General features: G+C 35.6%; 20 protein-coding genes. 4 read left to right on the top strand and 16 right to left on the bottom strand.

All coding sequences use genetic code 11. From position 1 onward, the window contains the following. Positions 1 to 35: 35 nt before the first annotated feature. Together NCCP28_RS11290 and NCCP28_RS11285 are read right to left on the bottom strand one after the other, a co-directional pair. Positions 36 to 284 (bottom strand): helix-turn-helix domain-containing protein, encoded by a 249-nt coding sequence (locus NCCP28_RS11290; protein ID WP_248561506.1) that lies wholly within the window; start codon positions 282 to 284, stop codon positions 36 to 38. Between the two features lie 603 nt (positions 285 to 887). Next, positions 888 to 1,097 carry an IDEAL domain-containing protein gene (locus NCCP28_RS11285; RefSeq protein ID WP_248561505.1) on the bottom strand — a complete coding sequence of 70 codons (210 nt, stop codon included), beginning with the start codon at positions 1,095 to 1,097 and terminating at the stop codon, positions 888 to 890. 196 nt (positions 1,098 to 1,293) lie between these two features. Here NCCP28_RS11285 and NCCP28_RS11280 point away from each other — a divergent pair, with 196 nt between their 5' ends. Beyond that, positions 1,294 to 2,115, top strand: coding sequence for a Cof-type HAD-IIB family hydrolase (locus NCCP28_RS11280; protein WP_248561504.1), 822 nt, complete (start codon positions 1,294 to 1,296; stop codon positions 2,113 to 2,115). 373 nt (positions 2,116 to 2,488) lie between these two features. On the opposite strand, the gene NCCP28_RS11275 is transcribed toward NCCP28_RS11280, so the two are convergent. Beyond that, the gene (locus tag NCCP28_RS11275; protein WP_248561503.1) at positions 2,489 to 3,559 is read right to left on the bottom strand and encodes a branched-chain amino acid aminotransferase; all 1,071 of its coding nucleotides are present in this window, start codon (positions 3,557 to 3,559) and stop codon (positions 2,489 to 2,491) included. A gap of 366 nt (positions 3,560 to 3,925) precedes the next feature. Further along, the gene (locus NCCP28_RS23625) at positions 3,926 to 4,060 is read right to left on the bottom strand and encodes a hypothetical protein (protein WP_282579558.1); all 135 of its coding nucleotides are present in this window, start codon (positions 4,058 to 4,060) and stop codon (positions 3,926 to 3,928) included. 380 nt (positions 4,061 to 4,440) lie between these two features. Here NCCP28_RS23625 and NCCP28_RS11270 point away from each other — a divergent pair, with 380 nt between their 5' ends. Further along, on the top strand, positions 4,441 to 5,571 hold the full coding sequence (locus NCCP28_RS11270) for a CAP domain-containing protein (protein WP_248561502.1): 1,131 nt from the start codon (positions 4,441 to 4,443) through the stop codon (positions 5,569 to 5,571). A 70-nt stretch (positions 5,572 to 5,641) separates the two neighbouring features. Here NCCP28_RS11270 and NCCP28_RS11265 read toward each other — a convergent pair whose 3' ends face one another. From NCCP28_RS11265 to NCCP28_RS11215, 11 genes are all read right to left on the bottom strand, one after another. After that, complete coding sequence (locus NCCP28_RS11265) at positions 5,642 to 6,553, bottom strand: AEC family transporter (protein ID WP_248561501.1); 912 nt, start codon at positions 6,551 to 6,553, stop codon at positions 5,642 to 5,644. Positions 6,554 to 6,630: 77 nt separating this feature from the next. Then, the gene (locus NCCP28_RS11260) at positions 6,631 to 7,893 is read right to left on the bottom strand and encodes an L-lactate MFS transporter (RefSeq protein ID WP_248561500.1); all 1,263 of its coding nucleotides are present in this window, start codon (positions 7,891 to 7,893) and stop codon (positions 6,631 to 6,633) included. A gap of 86 nt (positions 7,894 to 7,979) precedes the next feature. Further along, positions 7,980 to 9,155, bottom strand: coding sequence for a formate-dependent phosphoribosylglycinamide formyltransferase (purT, locus tag NCCP28_RS11255; protein WP_248561499.1), 1,176 nt, complete (start codon positions 9,153 to 9,155; stop codon positions 7,980 to 7,982). 204 nt (positions 9,156 to 9,359) lie between these two features. Then, positions 9,360 to 10,685, bottom strand: a complete 1,326-nt coding sequence (locus NCCP28_RS11250) for an allantoinase (protein ID WP_248561498.1) — start codon at positions 10,683 to 10,685, stop codon at positions 9,360 to 9,362. Between the two features lie 30 nt (positions 10,686 to 10,715). After that, positions 10,716 to 11,069: a hydroxyisourate hydrolase gene (gene uraH / locus NCCP28_RS11245; RefSeq protein ID WP_248561497.1), complete on the bottom strand. Its 354-nt coding sequence runs from the start codon at positions 11,067 to 11,069 to the stop codon at positions 10,716 to 10,718. 47 nt (positions 11,070 to 11,116) lie between these two features. Beyond that, positions 11,117 to 11,647 (bottom strand): 2-oxo-4-hydroxy-4-carboxy-5-ureidoimidazoline decarboxylase, encoded by a 531-nt coding sequence (uraD, locus tag NCCP28_RS11240; protein ID WP_248561496.1) that lies wholly within the window; start codon positions 11,645 to 11,647, stop codon positions 11,117 to 11,119. Beyond that, positions 11,644 to 12,129 carry a (2Fe-2S)-binding protein gene (locus NCCP28_RS11235; protein ID WP_375709391.1) on the bottom strand — a complete coding sequence of 162 codons (486 nt, stop codon included), beginning with the start codon at positions 12,127 to 12,129 and terminating at the stop codon, positions 11,644 to 11,646. Before NCCP28_RS11235 ends, uraD begins: the two co-directional genes overlap by 4 nt. Before the next feature lie 31 nt (positions 12,130 to 12,160). Beyond that, complete coding sequence (pucD, locus tag NCCP28_RS11230) at positions 12,161 to 14,428, bottom strand: xanthine dehydrogenase subunit D (protein WP_248561494.1); 2,268 nt, start codon at positions 14,426 to 14,428, stop codon at positions 12,161 to 12,163. Positions 14,429 to 14,600: 172 nt separating this feature from the next. Next, on the bottom strand, positions 14,601 to 15,467 hold the full coding sequence (locus NCCP28_RS11225; protein WP_248561493.1) for an FAD binding domain-containing protein: 867 nt from the start codon (positions 15,465 to 15,467) through the stop codon (positions 14,601 to 14,603). 20 nt (positions 15,468 to 15,487) lie between these two features. After that, positions 15,488 to 16,093 carry a nucleotidyltransferase family protein gene (locus tag NCCP28_RS11220; RefSeq protein ID WP_248561492.1) on the bottom strand — a complete coding sequence of 202 codons (606 nt, stop codon included), beginning with the start codon at positions 16,091 to 16,093 and terminating at the stop codon, positions 15,488 to 15,490. Further along, positions 16,090 to 17,100 (bottom strand): XdhC family protein, encoded by a 1,011-nt coding sequence (locus NCCP28_RS11215; RefSeq protein ID WP_248561491.1) that lies wholly within the window; start codon positions 17,098 to 17,100, stop codon positions 16,090 to 16,092. Before NCCP28_RS11215 ends, NCCP28_RS11220 begins: the two co-directional genes overlap by 4 nt. A 668-nt stretch (positions 17,101 to 17,768) precedes the next feature. On the opposite strand from NCCP28_RS11215, the gene NCCP28_RS11210 reads away from it, so the two are divergent. Together NCCP28_RS11210 and NCCP28_RS11205 are read left to right on the top strand one after the other, a co-directional pair. After that, on the top strand, positions 17,769 to 18,005 hold the full coding sequence (locus NCCP28_RS11210) for a helix-turn-helix transcriptional regulator (protein ID WP_248561490.1): 237 nt from the start codon (positions 17,769 to 17,771) through the stop codon (positions 18,003 to 18,005). Positions 18,006 to 18,189: 184 nt separating this feature from the next. Beyond that, positions 18,190 to 18,906: a hypothetical protein gene (locus NCCP28_RS11205; RefSeq protein ID WP_248561489.1), complete on the top strand. Its 717-nt coding sequence runs from the start codon at positions 18,190 to 18,192 to the stop codon at positions 18,904 to 18,906. 78 nt (positions 18,907 to 18,984) lie between these two features. Here NCCP28_RS11205 and NCCP28_RS11200 read toward each other — a convergent pair whose 3' ends face one another. Further along, a complete protein-coding gene (locus tag NCCP28_RS11200; protein WP_248561488.1) occupies positions 18,985 to 19,761 on the bottom strand; it encodes a 3D domain-containing protein in 777 nt (258 codons plus the stop codon). Positions 19,762 to 20,344: the final 583 nt, after the last annotated feature.

Genomic DNA, 20,344 nt, shown 5'->3' with positions numbered 1-20,344 from the left:
ATCTCCATGCAGCTCCCTTTTAAATCTATAATTCATTAAACAATATTCCCTATCTTATCTGGAATCGTTTTTTTTTCACCTTTTTCTTCCATATAATAAACTAATTCTTGCAGATCTATCTCTAATGCTTTCGATAATTTCAACAAAATAACCAGACTTGGATTTTTTTGTTTATTTCGTTCAATATAGCTTATATATGATTTGGATACACCTGTAATAATAGAAAGCCTTGTAATCGATAACCCTTTTCTCTTTCGCAACGATTGAATTTTGTCTCCTAGCATATTCATTCTCCTTTGTTTTTCCGTGTGCTTAATGGATTTTTAAAAAACAAAAACCATTTTTTCTATGTAGAATATGGATTTCTATTAAACAAAGGAAGATAACAATCCCTTTTGTTTTTTAACATTAAGATTGCATGAGCACTCTCTATTAATCTCTTCTTTAAATAGAATGAAACGTTCTTTTTAAAGAATATTTTAATAGACAACTATTATCTTGTAAATAGCTTTTCTTTTAAATGTACGAGAAATTTTTTTCTAATAAAGCTTGTTTTCCTGATATTATTATGATATATTAATTTATGCGATGAGCTATATTGAATAAGTCAATAAACATTTAATGCGCTATGTGGAGCGCAGTTTATTGCCTCAATACGTAAAGAGGACGGTCCAATAGGACGTCCTCTTTTTTATTTATATCCGGAACAAAAAAACCGTTGAAAACAGGTATTTTTATCATCTGAATATAGATAACAATTCCTTTATTGCCAGCAAAGCCTTCCCATAGTCTTTGTCCACGCACCATCACAAAGAAAAAAGGCTTTGCTTTTAAAAGCCCCTTTTCTTTGTAATCGTACAATAGTTATCCATTATTTAGTTAAGCATTTATGAAACTGCTGCTATTAAATTATTTAATTCACTGCTAAGGCGCATAAATTCTTTTTTATTGCCATTCATTAGTGTGTCATCAATTTCTTTTTGAAGTGTCATTTTCCGAAATTCATAAAGGGCTTTTTCTAAGACCATTTCAGCAAATAAAGAATCAACTACATTTCCTACAGACTGTTTAGGCGCATTTAACAAATACTTTTCCATTCGAATCAACCCCTTTTCTTTTTTATAGTATAACAACAATTTTCTGATAATTCAAATACTTTTTAAAAGAAATTTTATCCTTTCTCTATAAATAGCAATCTAGCCGAAAATCCGATTATTATATTTACGTATATTCCTATATTCATTTATAATGAAGAGGATTTCCAATTGACCGAAGAAAGTAGAGGAGAGAAAAATGTCATATAAAATGATTGTACTAGACATGGATGATACATTGCTGCGCGATGACCATACTATTTCAAATGCAACAAAACAGGCGCTTTTAGAAGCACAAGAATTAGGCGTAAAGGTGGTTCTTGCATCAGGAAGACCTACTTATGCAATGGTTGAAATTGCCGAAGAACTAAAATTAAACGATTATGGCAGCTTTATCTTATCCTTTAATGGCGCAAAAATAACAAATTGCCAAACAAAAGAAGAATTATTCTCCAGCACTCTGCCAATAGAAACCGTGCAAAAATTATATGATATAAGCAAACGGGAAAATGTTTGGATTCACACATATGTCGACAATACAATTGTAACCGAAGAAAACAATCCATTCACCGAAATCGAAGCCCAAATTACAGGTCTTCCAATTGATACAGTTGCTGATTTTAAAGAAGCAATCAGCAAACCAGTTGTAAAAGTATTAATGGTGCAAGAAGAAAGCCATTTAAAAAAGACCGAAGCCCTGCTCCAAGTAGAACTGCAAAATCAATTAAGTGTAATGCGCTCAAAACCATATTTCCTTGAATTCACTGAAAGAGGTGTAACAAAAGGGACAAGCCTTGCTTTTCTGATTGAAAAATTGGGAATAAAAAGAGAAGAAGTTATTGCAATGGGAGACAGCTATAATGATTTAGCAATGATTGAATTCGCTGGACTTGGTGTGGCAATGGGAAATGCACCAGATGATATTAAAAAAATTGCTGACTATACAACAGATACGAATAATAATGACGGTGTCGCAAAAGTTGTAGAACAATTTATCCTTAACAAACAATTAACAAAATAAAGCAAAATTAACAATCAGGCTTTACGGACAAGCTTTTTCCTTCCTAGATCTCTCATTATCTCTTATAGAAAGTTAAAAGTCCGTTAATGTGAAATAAATTGTTTTCCCATATGCTTTCATTAGGAAAACAAAAAAGATGGCCTTAAACGTTTTGGGCCATCTTTTTTATTTTTATGTTTTTGGGTGTTTTCGTAAACTTTATTGCTTTTAAAGGAGTAGATTGATTTCCGCTGCTGGAGGTGAGCATCGCCTGCCGGATTTCACCTGTCCCGCGGAGCTCCCCACCTTTTACTCCAATCAACCTGTTTTAACAATGGATTTACTTATTGAAATCATCCGAAAAACAACACTCTTTTAGAAAACAGCCATGTTTTTATACTTCTACTGTCCAGTCAAACGGATCTTCTATTTTGCCATTTTGGATATTGGTAATCGTATCATATAATTTTTTTGCAAGTTCCCCTGTTTCATTATTATTCAGCACGATTACTTGTTCATTCCAGAAGAATTCGCCGATTGGAGAAATAACCGCAGCGGTTCCTGTACCGAACGCTTCTTCTAATTCCCCGTTTTTATGCGCTTCAAAAATTTCTTCCACCGTAATTTTTCTTTCAGTAACCGGAATATTCCAGTATTTTAATAATTCAATAATGCTGCCTCGCGTAACCCCTTCTAAAATGCTGCCATTTAACATTGGAGTAACAATTTCCCCATTAATTTTAAAGAACACATTCATTGCGCCAACTTCTTCGATGTATTTTTTCTCTACACCATCTAGCCATAACACTTGAGAATATCCCTTTTCAGCTGCAATTTGCTGTGCTTTTAGGCTTGCTGCATAGTTTCCTGCCGTTTTCGCTGAACCAGTGCCACCGCTAACAGCACGAACATATTCATTTTCAACAAAAATCTTAACTGGCTTAACTCCCTCTTTATAATAAGATCCTACAGGAGATAAAATAATCATAAATTTATAGCTTACAGATGCCGCAACCCCTAAATATGGCTGTGTGGAAATAATAAATGGTCTTATGTATAGAGATGTTCCTTCTTCAGTTGGAATCCACTCTTTATCAACAGAAATCAATTGTTTTAGAGCAGACAATGCAAACTCTTCATCAATTGCTGGGATGCAAAGACGTTCATTTGATTTGTTTAAACGTTCCATATTTTTTTCTGGTCTAAACAAAAGCACTTTCCCTTCTTTTGTTAAATATGCTTTCATTCCTTCAAAAACTGTTTGTCCATAATGAAAAATAACAGAAGCCGGATCTAACGTGATTGGCTGATATGGAAGGATTTGAGCATCATGCCATCCTCTTCCTTCCGTATAATCCATCATAAACATGTGATCTGTAAAAGTTTTTCCAAATACTAATGTGCTGGCATCTGGTTTTGGTTTTTTTTCTGCTGCTAAAGTTACCGTAATTGTTTGTTCACTCACGTTGATTGCTCCTTATCTAAATAATTTATTTCTACTTATTATAACGCAACTTTTTATTTGCGGAAGTACAAATTGTATATCTTTTTAAAAAATTTAAAAATATTTTAGAAAAGGTTTCTTTTCTCCTTACCACTTTTTTATTATATTAATATATTTTTATTTTATTAAAAATACGGCTATTTTCTAAAAGATTGTTGTCTCTAAATAGGTTTTTATCTACTCAAACCATGCACAAAGCAGTTGATTGGATCGGGCATGAGAACTCCTTTTTAATTAAATGGCAAAAATAAAAAACTTGATGATTCTTATATGTATCTACTTCATACAGATAAGAGCCATCAAGCCTCTTTGTTTGTTGTTTCCATATTATGAGCTCCAATTTTTTGTCGTTTCCAATAATTCATCAATTTCTATTTCTTTTAAATTCCAATCAAAACTATTCCCTTCCACATCTGCAGTTGTCTGCAATAATTCATCGATATCAGCTCTTACTATATGCATTTAATCAAGCCTCCTTTAGTGCTTTTTCATGCTTAGCAGCGCTCCCCCTTATTTCAATAAACGTTGCGCTTTTTGGCAATATTAGATGAAAAAATTTATGTATTTTTTATTGCTTTAAGCGTTTTACTTTTTATTAGTATATCAGCTTTTAGAAAATAAAACCAATAACTAGCCAGTTACAACTTCATAACAAAATCATTACATTCCATCCGCTTATTCTTTTATTTCCGCAAAAAAAATTTTCAACACAACTTTCTCCATGGAATTTTTTACATAATCTTTCAAAAAGACAATTAATCTTTTTATCTGTTATAGTTATTGTGATTATCTTTTCTGGAATTTTTGGTTAAAATGAAGAAAAGAATGGAGGAGATAACAGGTTGAAAACAATAATAAAATTGATTTTTATTTGTTTTATCAGTTTTGTAGGATACCATTTCATTCAAGATAAATTAAAAGCAGACTCTTTGCCATCTACATTGGAAAGTGCCGCATCTGAAGTAAATGCAGACTCTTTCGCTGCCTTGATCACAAAAATGAATACAGAATTTGATAAAATAAAAGAGCTTTTTCAAAAGTCTCAAGATTTATTGCCAGATTGGCAAGTAAACGAATCTTCAGAAAAACTCGAAAAACCAGCCCTCGATGAGCCTACTAGGGAACTATTCTCTATCTATAATGTGCAAATTGGCGATCAAAAACAAGAAATAGAAAAAAAATTAGGAAAAGCTAAAAGATCCAGCCTGAATGAATATGGAACAAAATGGTATACTTATCATCAAAATTATCAGCAGTTTGTTATGATTTCCTATGACAGTCAAAATCAGGTCTCTGGTTTATATACAAATCAAGATTTAATTTCATCAAAAAATGGCATCCATAAAGGTGCATCTAAAGAAACCGTGTTAAAAACTTTAGGAGAACCATTAACTCAATTGGAAAAGGGGTTTGTTTTTTATAAACTTCCAGCTGATCGGGATTATGAAATGTTTCACCTCGATGATCAATATGTCACTATCTTTTTTGATAAACATGAAGATAATACGGTAACAGCGATGCAAATTATTGATGAATCATTAGAGAAAAACAGAAATGATTTTTATACAAAAAGCACAACTGATCTCAAACAAGGTTTTGAATACCAGCTATTTGATCTAACAAATGCAAGCAGAGTAAACAATAGCCTGACTGTTTTAAAATGGGATGATCGGGTAAAAGATACAGCAAGAAAGCATAGTTTAGATATGGCAGAACATAATTATTTCAGCCATACGAATTTAGAAGGCCAGTCTCCATTTGACCGGATGCTTGAGATGGGCATCCGGTACACAATGGCAGGAGAAAACCTTGCATACGGACAGTACAGCAGCATTTTTGCTCATGAAGGATTAATGAATTCACTTGGCCATAGGGAAAATATCCTTCAAAAAGATTTTCGCTATTTAGGAGTAGGAGTGGCCTTTAATACAAAATCACAGCCATACTATACGGAAAATTTCATTACAAAATAACAAAAAAACCCCCTCAAATCAGGCCGTTTTAAGCAGCTGCCAAGCTTGAGGGGGTTTTTTCCTATTTCTCTTACACTAGCATATTGCCAATAACCCATACTAGCAAAAAACTTAATAAAATGGATAAATTTGCTACAGTTCCCACAAAACGCTGATTATACTTGAATTCAATGCTATATATCAATACAGAGGAAGCCATTGGCAAAATAAGAGCAATTAAAACCGTATAACGAATCATATCTTCAACCGGCAGCAAATAAAAACCTAATATGCCAAGCGCCAACCCTGTTCCATATCGCAATCCCAAAACTTTGCCAATCCCTTTCCAATAACTTTTTTCAAAGGTAAAGTTTAGATAAATTCCCAATAAAAGCAGAGACAGCGGCATATTCGCTTTTGAAACAATTGACGTGATTTGTACTACACCGCTTGGAAGATGAAGTCCGCAGATATTAATGATAAATACTGCCATATAAGTCATTAGCGGAATGGACTTGCTCATTTTGCCGATCACATGTTTATAATCAAGCACTACCCCCTCTTTGGAATAATAGCTGCCAATCAAATAACTGATGCCAAAGGTAACAACAGCATTTCCTACATCAAACATTCCAAAATATTTTAATCCTGTCTCTCCCCATATCCCTTCCACCAATGGAAAGGCAAAAAGGCCAATATTAAAACCAGGAATCAGCATGCCGAGCATCCCTTTATCTCTTCTTGTTTCATTTCTAAATAAAAACAAACCTAAGACTGCAACGATAATTCCATATAAAAATCCTAATACAACAAGTATAAGCAAGGAATATTCCATTTTAATATTATGAAAGGTAAAAATAATGACTGAGGGCAGTGTAATATTAAAGATAATTCGAGAAATAGCTTCTCCATCCTGTTCTTTTATGATATTCCATCGTTTAAAACAATAACCTATCGCAATAATAATTATAGAATATAAAAACTGGGTATTAAATGTTTCCATCCGCCAATCTCCTAACAAAGTAAAATATGTATTAATGAAACGAAAAAAAGTGCAGGAAGGTTTCCCCTCCAAGCACATTATATACTATTATTCTCGTTAAAATTTCGATTTGCTAATTTTATTTTATGAATATCGTAGCGAATTGCAAAAGAGATGACAAGAGAAACAATAAACAGCAAAGAAAATACGGTAAGCGTTCCTTGATAGCTCCCTGTTGTTTCTCTAATCCAGGAAACAAAGATAGGACCTGCCACACCTGCTGCCGACCATGCCGTCAGCATATAACCATGGATAGCGCCAAGCTGTTTTGTTCCAAATATATCTCCAATATATGCTGGGATAGAAGCAAATCCGCCGCCATAACAGGACATAATGATACATACTATTATAGAGAAAGCGATAGGTTTGTGTAAATGGGGTAAAGCAAAAAAAGCGGCCATTTGAATTGCAAAAAACAACGTGTATACATTCGGTCTGCCAATCCTATCAGAAACAGATGCCCAAGCAATTCGGCCAAACCCGTTAAAAATGCCCATAATACCAACCAACGCAGCAGCCCCCGCAATACTCATTCCAGCTAATTCTTGTCCCATTGGCGAAGCAACCGCAAGTATGGCAATTCCGCATGTAATATTGATAAAAAACATCACCCATAGTGCCCAAAATCTTTTTGTTTTGATTGCTTCATTTGCAGTTAATTGGGCTAAATCTTTTTTCAGCACTTTTTTGCCTTGCTGTAAAGATTGCTGAACCCCCTTTGGCATATAACCTTGTGGCGGCACTTCTAAATATTGAGAAGACAGAAAAATAATCACAAAATATACGGCAGCCAATATATAAAAAGTAGAAGAAATGCCAACAGTTCCAATTAATTTATTAATGATTGGACTGCTTACCATGGAAGCAAAACCAAATCCCATAATCGCGAGACCTGTTGCAAATCCTCTTCTATCGGGAAACCACTTAATTAATGTAGAAACAGGGGTAATATAGCCTACTCCTAAACCAATTCCCCCTAACATGCCATAGGAAATATACAATACTGGCAATGACTCGATGCTTGTTGCAAAACCAGCTCCAAACATGCCAATGCCAAACAAAAATGCACATAATGTGCCCGAAGCTTTTGGCCCATACTTTTCCACAAAATGACCTAAAAATGCCGCAGACAATCCTAAAAATAAAATAGCAATGCTAAATGTCCATGAAATGCTGCTTAAACTCCAATGATACGCGGCTTCCAAAGGCTTAGTGAAAACGCTCCAAGCATAAACAGAACCGATTGAAATATGAATTCCTACTGCTGATAAAGCGATTAGCCACCTATTTTTTATATTCATTGTACACTCCTTGATAGATTATGTATTTAGTAGAAAGATTACTAGTTTAGCCTGACTTTTGAATATTAGACTTTGTCTACACTCTGTTAGTAGGTTAACGATAATTCTGCCGCTGCTACTCTTGCATTTTCTAGTGCCTCATCTGTCGTTTCACCTGTTTGCAGAATAACCGCCATTCTTCTTCCCTCCACTGTTTTTGGTTTTCCAAAAACTCTTACTTGTGCACCAGGAATCTTTAATGCCGCTTCCAATCCAGCTAACTGATAGCTTTCGCTCATTTTTGTCGCCTTTATTGTTTTTGTTGCACCAGGCGAGTACAAACGCACTGGATGAACAGGCAATCCTGAAATCGCACGCACATGCAAAGCGAATTCCGATAAATCTTGTGTTGCAAGTGTTACCATACCTGTATCATGGGGTCTTGGTGACACTTCACTAAAAATGACGCCATTATTGGTTAAAAAGAGCTCTACTCCGAATAGACCATAGCCTCCAAGTGCATCAGTAATTTTTTTCGCAATCACTTCCGCTTCTTCTATTTGGCTTTCAGACATATTATGAGGCTGCCATGACTCTATATAATCGCCATCTTTTTGGGTATGGCCAATTGGCGCACAAAAGATAGTTCCATTTACAGCACGAACAGTAAGCAATGTAATTTCTGATTCAAAATGAATAAACTCTTCGATTATTACTCTTGTTTTTTGTCCCCTTCCCCCTTCTACTGCTTCTTTCCATGATGTTTCTATATCTTCTATGCTGCGGCAAATGGACTGTCCTTTTCCTGAAGAACTCATAATTGGTTTAATCACACATGGTGTGCCAATCTTTTCTACCCCTTGTTTTAATGCTTCTAATGTATTCGCAAATTCGTATTTTGCAGTAGGAAGTCCGAGTGTTTCACTGGCAAGTCTTCTTATGCCTTCCCGATCCATTGTTAAATTTGTCGCCATCGCTGTTGGAATGACATTATACCCCTCTTTTTCCAATTCCAATAAAACTTCTGTTGCGATTGCTTCAATTTCAGGTACGATAAAATCTGGATTTTCTGCCATGATGACTTGTTTTAAGGCTTCTGAGTTCAACATATTAACAACATAAAAACGATGTGCCACTTGCATAGCAGGAGCATTTTCATACCGATCTACGGCAATAGTTTCCATTCCTAGTCTTTGCGCTTCTATCACAACCTCCTTGCCAAGCTCTCCAGAACCAAGAAGCAAAATTTTTTTCGCATTTTTTGTTGATGGTGCACCAATCATGCTAGAACCTCCCAAATAAGTTTTGTTCCCTTATTCAGCATAATAACTTACTTAAACACTTATTTACAAGAACTTTTTTAATAATTTACGAACATTTAATAAATAAAACCTATTTATAATTCGTATTTGTTCGGTTTTCAAACGGTTACAATAAAAAAGCAGTCTATCTTTTAATGACAGACTGCTGACTGTTTTATCATTCATTTAAGAGGGCACTACCTTTTGATCATCAAACACTAATTGCCCCTTTGAAAAAGTTTGTTTTACCTTACCTCGATACGTTTTGCCAACATACGGACTTTGTTTATTGCGATAATATAAATCTTCTAATTGTAAAGTGAACTCCTCGTTTAGATTAACAAGCACTAAATCTGCATCTTTATATTCTGAAATGCTTCCTTTTTGCATCTCTAAACCGAATCTTTTGGCTGGATTTATTCCCATAGTTTTTGCAATAACAGTCAAAGGCATATCTCTTTTCCAATAGCCCTCTTCCAATAAAATATTTAAAGTCGTTTGACAGCCAGATATGCCCCCCCAAGCCTCTAATAAGCTTCCTTGTTTCATCGATGTTAGGGACGGGGAATGATCGGATCCGATTGTATCAATATCCCCGCTTATGACCGCATCCCATAAATGGTCGACTTCTGCTTGTTCCCGAAGCGGCGGAGCACATTTAGCAATCGGACCTAAAACATCCAAATCTTCTACTGTTAATGATAAATAATGAGGGCAAGTTTCCACCGTCACATTAATCCCTTTCCTTTTCGCCCTAATAATTGGTTCCAACACTTTTGCACTGCTTATATGAACAATATGCACGCCGCATTTTGTCGCTTCTGCATAAGCCAAAATTCTTTGCACTGCTTCTATTTCTGAATAAATTGGCCTTGACTCTGAAAAAGCTTTAGCACTTTGATCATTTTTATCACTGGTTATTTTTCCTAATTGTGCTGTAATAACATCACTTTCCGCATGAACTGCCAATACCCCTCCCAATGAAGCGATTTTTTCCATTGCTGCAAATAAAGTATGATCATCAGCAGCTTCAAAATCTTCAATGCCGCTCCCCGACATAAATGCTTTAAAACCAATAACGCCGCAGTTCATTAAATCCTCTAAATCAGCAATATTTCCAGGTACAACACCGCCCCACAAACGATAATCAACCACTGATTTCTGTTTGGCAATATTATTCTTCAAATCAAAAGCATCTTTATCAATGGTCGGAGGATGACTATTTAAAGGCATATCGAAAAAAGTTGTCACCCCGCCAGCAGCCAGCGCTTTGCTGCCTGTTTGTATTCCTTCCCAGTCACCTCTTCCCGGTTCGTTAAAGTGAACATGTGAATCTATTAATCCAGGAAATATATGTAATCCTTTTGCATCCACTATTTCTTTTCCTGCTGCACCAGAAAGATCATCTGCAATTTTTGAAATTCTCCCATCAACAATCGCTATATCCGCTTTGACTACTTCCTCTTCCTTCACAACCATTCCATTTCGGATAATAACATCATATAATGCCACTATTATTCACCATCCTTATTTTCTTAGAATTCAGCTTCCCCGATATGTTTGATAACCCCATGGAGAAAGAAGCAGGGGAATATGATAATGTGCTTCCCTTTGATCAGCAAAAAAACGAATCGGTATTTTTTTTAAGAACTTCCTGTCTGCCTCTTTTGCATATAAATAATCTTCAATAAAATAGACAAGCTCATATTCCCCTGTTTCTATTGTCTCTAGAAGAGGTTTTTCCACTCTTCCGTCACCATTGGTTATTCCAGCAGAAAGAAAAATTCTGTTTTCTCCATCTGCTGTTTGTTCCCATTTATATAATTCTACTTTTATATGCTGCGCCGGTTTCCCATTTGCTAAATCTAACACATGTGTTGTAATTCCTTTTTTCATCATATGCTCCTAGTTTTGTTTTTTTATTCCCTTATAATCTTCTCAATTTACTGTTCTTTCACAAGCCCTTCCAAACGAAATCCAACAATTTTATAAATTTCTAACAGAGCTGTTTGAAACTCCTGCTCTTTACCATGATTAATCCTTTTTTCCATCGCTTGATAAATCGTCTCTTTTGTATGGCCTTTCACTGCTAGAATAAACGGAAATCCAAATTTCTCTAAATATTGTTTGTTTAATAGGGAAAAACTAGCAAATTCTTCTTCTGTTAAACTGTCTAACCCTGCCCCTTTTTGCTCTTTTACAGAGGATTCTGTCATTTTAATGTGACTTCCTAAATCTGGATGGGCATTAATTAATGCTAATTGCGCTTTTTCATCTGCTTCTTTTACCTTGTTGACCATTGTTTGATAAAGATTTTCCACACTTGCAAACGGCTGGGATGAAAAAGCTTTTTCTGCTGCCCAAGGAGTATGCTCAAATACCCAGCCGATTTTTTCGATAAATTCTAGTTGCCCCATCTTATTTACTTCTGCTAATGAATACAATTGAACACTTCCATTTCTTTTAATAATCAATTAAATTCCTTTTTTTCTAATAAATCAATGGCACGGAGTATCCCTTCATAGCCAGTGCATCGGCATAAATTTCCAGATAATGCTTGAAGCACTTCCTCTCTGGACGGCTTATGCTTTTCTGCTACTAATGTTTTTAACGCCATAATCATTCCTGGTGTGCAATAGCCACATTGCAAGGCTCCCCCTTCCAAAAAAGCCTCTTGAATCGGGTGCAGCGTCTCCCTTGAGACACTTTCTATCGTTTGAATTTCTGCTCCCTCAATCTGATAAGCCATAACTAAACAGCTGTTGACCAGCTTTCCATTCATAATAACAGAACAAGCCCCACATCTGCCGACTTCACAGGAAACTTTTGTCCCGGTCAAATCCAATTCGTTTCTTAAGACATCAACAAGTCTATAGGTTTGCGGCACTTCCAGCTCTTTTGCAGCACCATTTATTTTTACATGAATCGTATGTGAGGCTATTTTATTTTCCATCATTTCCCTCCATTCTGTTTTGTACAAAAATTATTTAATCTTGAAAGAAACGATTGGAAACAATATCTAAAATTTCCTCTGGGGATATTGGCAGTTTATTGACCCAATGTCCTGTTGCCTGATGGATGGCCGCTGCTATCGCTGGAGCAACCGCAACCGTGCCAATTTCCCCGACCCCTCTTGGACCGTAGTCATCGCCTTCTACCAATGTTTCAATTGCTGTTACGTTTGTTTCTTTTGGGATGTCTGCAATCGTTGGAATTAAATATGTATCCAAATTTTCTGTCATATAGCGGCCATTTTCCATTGCAGCATCTTCAAGAAGCGTAAAACCAAGCCCCATGCTGGCTCCCCCTTCAATTTGGCCAAGATATCCCATTGGATTCACTACTGATCCCGCAGAAATAACATGATCTAATTTCGTTACAGATACTCTGCCTGTTAATAAATCAATTTCCACTTCTGCTGCAACACCAGCAAATGTGTAGAGAAAATGGCCCCCATCAATTGCATTTGGGGTTGTTGGAAAATGATATTCTGTAGACACTGCTGGAAGTACATCAAAAGAATCTGCCAGTTCTTTAAAGGAAAGAATAAACTCTGTCCCATCTTTTTGTTTCGTCCAAATGCCCCCACTTCCAATTTTTAATTGTTCTTTCGGCAATTTCGTTAAAGCACCTGCATGTTCCAGCACCTTTTCTGTCCAAGGTCCCTTTAGCCTTCTAATTCCCTGCCATACCATATTCGTTGCCCTTGATGCCGTAGAAGATCCAGAATGAGGAACTTTTGCAGTATCGCCAATGACAATATCAATATCTTCTGGGCTGCAATCAAATGTTTCTGTCATTATCATTTCAATGCTTGGAATTAATCCTTGGCCGCACTCTTCAAATCCAAAAGATATTTCGATTTTCCCTTGATTGTTTAAAGACATCCTTGCTCCAGATGGATCAGATCTTCCAAACCCAAGGCCCCCTCCATGCATCGTTATGCTATAGCCTGTTCCAATTATTTTCCACTCTTGAGTTTGGTGCTTCTTTTGCTGTAAAAGAGGCGACATTAGTATTTTAGAAAGGACATCACTCGCCCCTGTTGTCGGAACAATCAATTGATCCACTGGTCCAGGATCCCTGGTAGAACGCAAATTCTTCCAGCGAAGATCTGTCGATGATAGCTTCATTTTTTCTGCTAATTTTTCGATTTGCAATTCAAGGGCAAAGGTTATTTGATTGCCTCCAAATCCGCGAAATTCTCCAGAAATACCATTATTGGTAAAAACAGAATAGCCATCCACCTCAACATGCTCCATTATATAAGGACCTGCACTATGCTCTACTGCAAAATCTAAAACAGCAGGGCCAAGTGTTGCATAACTGCCTGTATCTGCGATGATTTTCACCTGATGGGCAAGTATTTTTCCCTTTTTATCAACGCCTGTTTTCATCATAATCTTCATGGGATGCCTTTTAATGCCTGCTTTAATCGATGTTCTTCTTGATTGATGAATTTTTACAGGTTTTCCTGTTTTTATTGCCAGCAAACTGACATACGGCTGGATATTTAATTCATCTTTTCCCCCAAAGGATCCACCAATTGGACTAGAGACAACCCGAATTTTTTCAGCTTCCATATTTAAAATTCTGGCAAGCTGCATTTGGTCTTTAAAGCCATGCTGCGTTGGAGCATAGAGGGATATTCCTCCATTTTCATCTGGCAGCGCAACTCCCCCTTCTGTTTCCATATATGCATGCATTTGCCTTGGCGTATAATAGGTATCTTCTACAATATAGGCACATTCTGCAAATGCTTTATCTATTTCTTCCCCTTTTTTATAATGGGCTTTATGAAGGATATTTCCATTTTCATGCAGCTTCACCGCATTTTCTAATAAAGCTTCTTCAGGATTGGTAATTGGCGTCATGGGGGCATATTCAATTTTGATCAAAGATGCTGCATGTTCTGCAATTTCCTTTGTAGATGCCGCCACAGCTGCCACCGCATCGCCGACATATCGGACAACATTTTCACAAAATACAGGCTGATCTGGCATCACAATCCCAAATCCATTTAATCCTGGCACATCTTTATAGGTGAGAACCGCTTCCACCCCAGCAAGCTTCTCTGCTTCTTCTGTATCTATTGCTACAATTTTGGCAAAAGGGTGTTCGCTTCTAAGAACTGTTCCATAAAGCATGTTAGGAAATGTCATATCGGTTAAATACTTTAATTCGCCTGTAACTTTGCCAATTCCATCTCGTCTTTTTTTCCATCTATCGCCAGCACTTCTTTGATTTAAAATCACTTTTCCCCCTCCTTTTATATAAAGTGAAATGAACAATCAGCAAGGATTCCATTCCCCTTCGGCTGTCAGATGAACCAATCGGACTTTTGCAAGCCGGTGCCATCTACTTAAAAGCCTCGTTTCTTTTCCTAATTTTGAGAAAGTTCGCTATCCGTTCATGCCGGATAAAAAACTATTCGCTTTTCTCGATGATTTCCCGACATTTTGCAAATAGAATGTTTGCTGCGACTTTTTTTCGATATTTTTCGGTAACAAACGCATCAGAGTAGGTGGAAAAACTAGTTTCAACTGCTTTATAAAAAGCGAACAAATCGCCAGAAGTATCGACCAATATTTCCTCTGCACCTATTAGCCTTTGCGGCAAATGAGCGCCGCCGCCAATCGCAAATCTTGCTGCTGTGACTTTTTTGTCTGCTATTTTTAAAAAGCCTGCAATGGAAATAACCGCTGCTGTAAAACTTTCTCTTCTTCCTACTTTTTGAAAAAAATAATTCTCCTTTTCTTTATTCTTTATGGGGATGAGAATTTTTGTAATAATAAGCACGGGATTTTGTTGAATCGTTGTTTTCAGCCATTCTTGAATAGAAATAATCGTTTCCTTTTCTCCATCATAAACACAAAGTTTTGCTTCTAAAACAAATAGAACAGGGATGGAATCTCCTACTTTTCCTGCAATATTGCCGCCAATGGTTCCTCGATTGCGAACGGCTGGTGCAGCAATTTTTTTGCAAGCATCAGCAAGTATAGGAGCATGTTCTACAATGCTTTTATGTTCACAGCAATCTGCAAGAGTTGTTGCTGCACCTATTTCAAGAAACTCTTTTCGATCAATAGACACTTTTTGAATACCATGCAATTCTTTGACCATTTCCATACTAATAAGATGGGAGGGCCTGTTTATTCCAGCTTCCCAATTCAATTGCAGCAATGTTCCTCCTGCAATAAAAAGGCTATCTTCTCTTTTTATTTTTTTTATGTCTCCAAGTTGTTTCGGGATCTCTACAACAGTTTGATAATAACCTGTATTTAATTGGCCCAATTCCCTCACCATCCTTTTATTTATTTTTGCAAATAGAGAAGTTTCTGATAATCTGCGGGTGTATCAATATCCATAAATGCCAATTCCTCTAACCATTCAAATTTTTTTCCTTTCAGCGTCCCATTTGCAATTATTTTTTTCGCCCCGTAGTCTCCGTTCATTTGCAATAGAGCAGAAAAACATTTTTGAGAAAATATAATAGGCGGCTGTATGATTGTTTTATGACTGCATGCAATATAATCGTCGGCTGGCGTCATCTTTTCTGTCATCAGCTCAGCAATTAATTCTGCGGTCATAAAAGGCTGATCAGCAAGGCATACTATAATCTGTTCTGCCTGTTTGTTTATTGCTTGTAAAACCCCGCATCGCAAGGAAAATCCTTGGCCTTTTTCACTATCGGGACAAATGATTATTTCTCCTCTGCCTTCTAGTTCTTTTTTTAAAGTTTCATCCATCCACAATAAATCATCTGCTGGATGCACAATAACAAAAATATAGGCAATTTCTGTTTGCAGCAATGCATATAATCCAATGCTCCCAATTGTTTTCCCCTCCCTAAATGGCAAGGAAAGTTTTTTGGTTCCCATTCTTCTGCTTTGTCCTGCCGCTAAATAAATGGCAATCATCGTGCTTTTTCCTTCTCGCTCACCTTGTTTTTCACCAAAATCAACTGGGCTATAATGCTAACAGCAATTTCATCGGGCCCCTCTGCCCCTATCGATAAACCAACAGGATAATGGAACCATCTTGGGCGAGCATTTGCCCCCATCAAGCGCTCTCCTCGTTTCCTTGAGCCTAATAATCCAACAAATGCAACCTCTTTAAAAAGCAAATAATCGATTAGATCCTTATCTTTCATAAAATTATGTGTCATGATTAACACAAAGTCCTTTGCAGAAAGCTGTATTTTCTCCATCGCTTCTTTTGGGTTTGCCACAATAAATTCATCCGCTAAGGGAAATTTTTTTCTATTGCATAATCCTTCTCTCCAATCAGCTAAGATGATATGAAATCCTATCCCTTTAGCATAGCGGACAACTGGCAAAACATCTGGTCCCGCTCCATAAATAACAAGGCGAGGAGGAGCGCTATAATCATTTCGAAAAACATAGCCATTGCCAGAAGAGTTTTTTGCCAATGTCTTATTTTTATAGTGTGATTTCTCTATTGGATACTCTGGTATCTCCCCAAATCTCCCCCCTGCCTCACTAATAAAAAAAGAATGAACAACTTTAAAATCCGAATCAAGCACTTTAAAATGGCTGACGCCTATTCCTTTATCTAATAGTTTTTTTACTTTAGAATAGTTTTGCTGCAATACAGGAGTAATAGGTTCTATTAAAAGTTGAATGCTGCCATCACAGCCGACTCCTTGCCCCCAAGATAAATCATCTTCTGAACGCATGTCGTATATAACATGACTGACTTCCTTATTCATTTCTATTCTCGCTAGTACATCCTGTTCTACACACCCACCACTTAAAAGGCCAATTTTTTCTCCTTTTTCTGTAAAAAGCATCATTGTGCCTTCTTTTCGGTAAGCGGACCCTTCTACTTGAATAATCGTTGCCAGAAATTTTTTTGCTGCACTATTTACAATAGATCGAATAACGGAGTAACTATCCGAGGACATACAAAAAACCTCCCATTATTTCGTTTTTTAACATAGCCTCCTTTATATATACTTAAAATTCAAAAAATTTAATATAAAAAAGATAATATAGTATATTATAAATGCATGTGATAAAACTTAACAACCTCTGTTACAAAAATAATATATCGGATGATTACTAATGTCATTATATTAATTAGCCAATAAAATCAGCATAAATTAGCCAATATATACAAAAAATAAACAATTGTTTATACTTATTAAGTAATTCATTACTTTTTTTTCGTTTTTTGCAGCAAAATAGTATTAATTATGTAAGTAAAAACTTAATTTCAAAAAAACTTACTATTTATATATTTTAAAATTTTTATATGATATTAGATTTTTATTGAATAATTAGCCATCTTTTTTTATGATGTATATATCTCAGATTTAATAAAATGCATTTATCCTATAAAACGTTCTCCCATTGTTTACTTTGCGGCCATTACGACTGCTTCTTTACATATTTTCAACAACAAAAAAACACTGTTTATAAAGTGAAACTTCAATCAGAGGGGGTTTTTCTCGTCTCCTCTTATCATCTTCGAGCTTGAGGGTCAAAAGCCCGTTAATGCATGATAAGTAGGTTTAAAATAAAGGCACTCATTAATTAAACGAATATAAAGCAAGTGGAATGAGGTGAATAAATGAATAAAGAGATCATTAAATTTATTAGGAAAAATTATGAGATGACACAAAGAGACTTCGCAAAGCTTGTAAATTGCAGCTTTGCACTTATTGCACTCGTGGAAGTCGGAAAACGAAATGTAAGTAAAGATTTAGAAAATAAAGTGAAAAACGCCTTTAATTTAGATGATCAAGACATCCAATCCATTACAACAATCGTTTCAGAAATCAGCAAAGGAATTCCCCCTTTTATATAAAAATAAGCAAAAAAGTAATGTGCAATTATCTGTACATTACTTTTTTTTTCTTTATGCTAAACCCCTCCATTCTTCCATGTTCCCCTTTTTCTAAATCTATTCATACAATAAAAAGAAACTTCTACTTGCGGGGCTTAATTTACCTGTTAATAAAGAGGGAAATACCAAAAAAAGGAGGAGACAAATGCCTTATTTTAGCGATTCTAAGGAAGATCCGAAGATTTTTCAAGGAAAAAACAGCAAATTAGCAGCAACTAACCAAAAACTTTATCATCAAAACTATTGGCAATCCCATTTAGAAAAACAAATGGAAACAGCTAACAACATAGCTTTGCTGCTGGAGCAGCTAGAACACAAAATGGATAGTGCAACAAAAGAAACAAACCTAAGAATCAATCATCAAGAAACGGCTGCTCTTGAGCTGTTATCTAGTGCCAAAGAACATCGTCTAGCAACAGAGGCTATTCACAGCGAGCTGTTATCTGTACAAACATTAATTCAAAAAAATAGCGATACATTGGATAAAGAAGAGCTGATAAATAACACTATTTTAGAACAAATTGCTTTTCAAGAACAAGCAATTACCTCTCTTTCTAGTCAAATCAAGGATTATTCAGAAGTGAATATGGAAGTAAAAGAAAAAGTAGACAAAACAGAAGAATTATATAGTCAGGTAGCTGAAAAGCTTGACCTTCAAGAAGTATTTCATCAAACACTTATTGAAAAAATGGAGAAGCAAGAAGCTTATTTTAGTAAAATTACCCATCAATTAGACATGTTAAAATCGATTATTTTTGAACGAGTGCATGTTATTACAGAACATATTGAAACAAATATGAATAAATTAACAAAACCTATTCAACATTTTTTCCTGCAGAAAGAGAAAAAAGACATCGACTAATATTGTTAATAACTATTTAACAAAAAAAGCTGACAATCAAGCAGTTCTTTACTGCTTGATCGTCAGCTTTTCTTCCTATTAATCTAAGATTTTCACTTTGACTGTTTGTCTTCCCCAGTCTAATGCCTGCTCTGTAGTTGGAACATGTAAATCAATTTTGTTCCCTTTAATAGCGCCTCCAGTATCTCCTGCGACAGCTCTTCCATATCCTTCTACATAAACTTCTGAACCTAATGGAATAACAGAAGGGTCAACTGCAATTACTTTTTTATTTGGATTATCTTTTAAGTTGATTCCAGTTGCTGTAATACCGGAACAGCCATTACATTTCGCTGTATAAGCGGTTGCTTCTACCGTCAATTCTTTTGCACTTACGTTCGGCACAGAAGCAGTTGTGTTGCTTGCTTTGGTTGCATTGCTGTTTGTATTTTGGGAATTTGCAGCATTGTTAGCGTTCGGACTATTTGTCGTTTTTGTTATGTTAGCTGCTGCCTTTTTGCTTATTCCTTTTGAAACAATTAACTCTGATCCAATATGTATCGTATCAGACTGCAGACTGTTCCAGTTTTTCAACTCTATAACAGAAATACCATTTGCCTCTGCAATAGACCATAAAGTATCTCCAGCTGCAACTTTATATGTTTTTTCTTCTGCTACTTGCAAAGTATCATTTACTTGAATGATATCAGAAGAAAGGTCATTCCATGTTTTAATATCGTCCACTGATACATTGTATTCTTTGGAAATTTGCCAAAGTGTATCTCCTTCTTTAACAGTGACTTCTTCTGCATGCGCCCGAGTCCCTACTGTTGTTGCAATCGTTGCACAGACAATAAATGATAAGATTTTTTTCATATTCCTTATACCTCCTTGACTAGCCTAACGAAGCTAACGGGTATAATCATAACATGAAATCTGCTCATAAAAAGAACAAGGACGTATTAATTCTGTAACAGAACATTACAGCATGTTACAGTCTGTTACAATACATTACACTAAACTATCCTTTTGATCAAAAATAAATTTTCTTTCTAAAATAATCAAAACATTAATCTCTTTAGACAACACCAGCTAATCCTAGTGTACGGTCAAATAAGGAGTCAATATAAAATCACTGATTTTCTTTTAATGCTAAATAAATAAATATATCGATTGTTTCAATTATAACATTATGACTGTTTTAGTATTTATTTTTGAATTTGTAAATATCTATAATAATAGTAGAGACTTGAAACCTCTAAGCATTAATAAGAAAAATTACCCAAACAGACTAATTGCTGCTATTATTTTTTATCCACTTACGATGACTCCAACTTAATTTCTGATTAAGTGCTTGTTGAAACAGAAAAATCTTCTGGGAAGCAACAATGAGTCTTTTAAAATCGAAAAAGTTTTAAGATTGTTATATTGCTCTTTTTATTATAGATATTGAATTATA

The organism is Niallia sp. NCCP-28 (genome assembly GCF_023168165.1).
Classification (GTDB): domain Bacteria; phylum Bacillota; class Bacilli; order Bacillales; family Cytobacillaceae; genus Niallia.
The sequence above is the reverse complement of the archived record's forward strand: the minus strand, read 5'-3'. Positions and strand labels throughout refer to the sequence as shown.

Bases quoted from the DNA above. Each gene is read 5' to 3' on its own strand.
- NCCP28_RS11265 (WP_248561501.1), bottom strand. From the start codon at position 6,553: ATGGAAACATTTAATACCCAGTTTTTATATTCTATAATTATTATTGCG.
- NCCP28_RS11260 (WP_248561500.1), bottom strand. From the start codon at position 7,893: ATGAATATAAAAAATAGGTGGCTAATCGCTTTATCAGCAGTAGGAATT.
- NCCP28_RS11200 (WP_248561488.1), bottom strand. From the start codon at position 19,761: ATGAAAAAAATCTTATCATTTATTGTCTGTGCAACGATTGCAACAACA.
- NCCP28_RS11285 (WP_248561505.1), bottom strand. From the start codon at position 1,097: ATGGAAAAGTATTTGTTAAATGCGCCTAAACAGTCTGTAGGAAATGTA.
- uraH (WP_248561497.1), bottom strand. From the start codon at position 11,069: ATGAAAAAAGGAATTACAACACATGTGTTAGATTTAGCAAATGGGAAA.
- purT (WP_248561499.1), bottom strand. From the start codon at position 9,155: ATGATTGGTGCACCATCAACAAAAAATGCGAAAAAAATTTTGCTTCTT.
- NCCP28_RS11290 (WP_248561506.1), bottom strand. From the start codon at position 284: ATGCTAGGAGACAAAATTCAATCGTTGCGAAAGAGAAAAGGGTTATCG.
- NCCP28_RS11220 (WP_248561492.1), bottom strand. From the start codon at position 16,093: ATGATTGCCATTTATTTAGCGGCAGGACAAAGCAGAAGAATGGGAACC.
- NCCP28_RS23625 (WP_282579558.1), bottom strand. From the start codon at position 4,060: ATGCATATAGTAAGAGCTGATATCGATGAATTATTGCAGACAACTGCA.
- NCCP28_RS11215 (WP_248561491.1), bottom strand. From the start codon at position 17,100: ATGTCCTCGGATAGTTACTCCGTTATTCGATCTATTGTAAATAGTGCA.
- NCCP28_RS11280 (WP_248561504.1), top strand. From the start codon at position 1,294: ATGTCATATAAAATGATTGTACTAGACATGGATGATACATTGCTGCGC.
- NCCP28_RS11235 (WP_375709391.1), bottom strand. From the start codon at position 12,129: ATGATGGAAAATAAAATAGCCTCACATACGATTCATGTAAAAATAAAT.
- NCCP28_RS11210 (WP_248561490.1), top strand. From the start codon at position 17,769: ATGAATAAAGAGATCATTAAATTTATTAGGAAAAATTATGAGATGACA.
- NCCP28_RS11205 (WP_248561489.1), top strand. From the start codon at position 18,190: ATGCCTTATTTTAGCGATTCTAAGGAAGATCCGAAGATTTTTCAAGGA.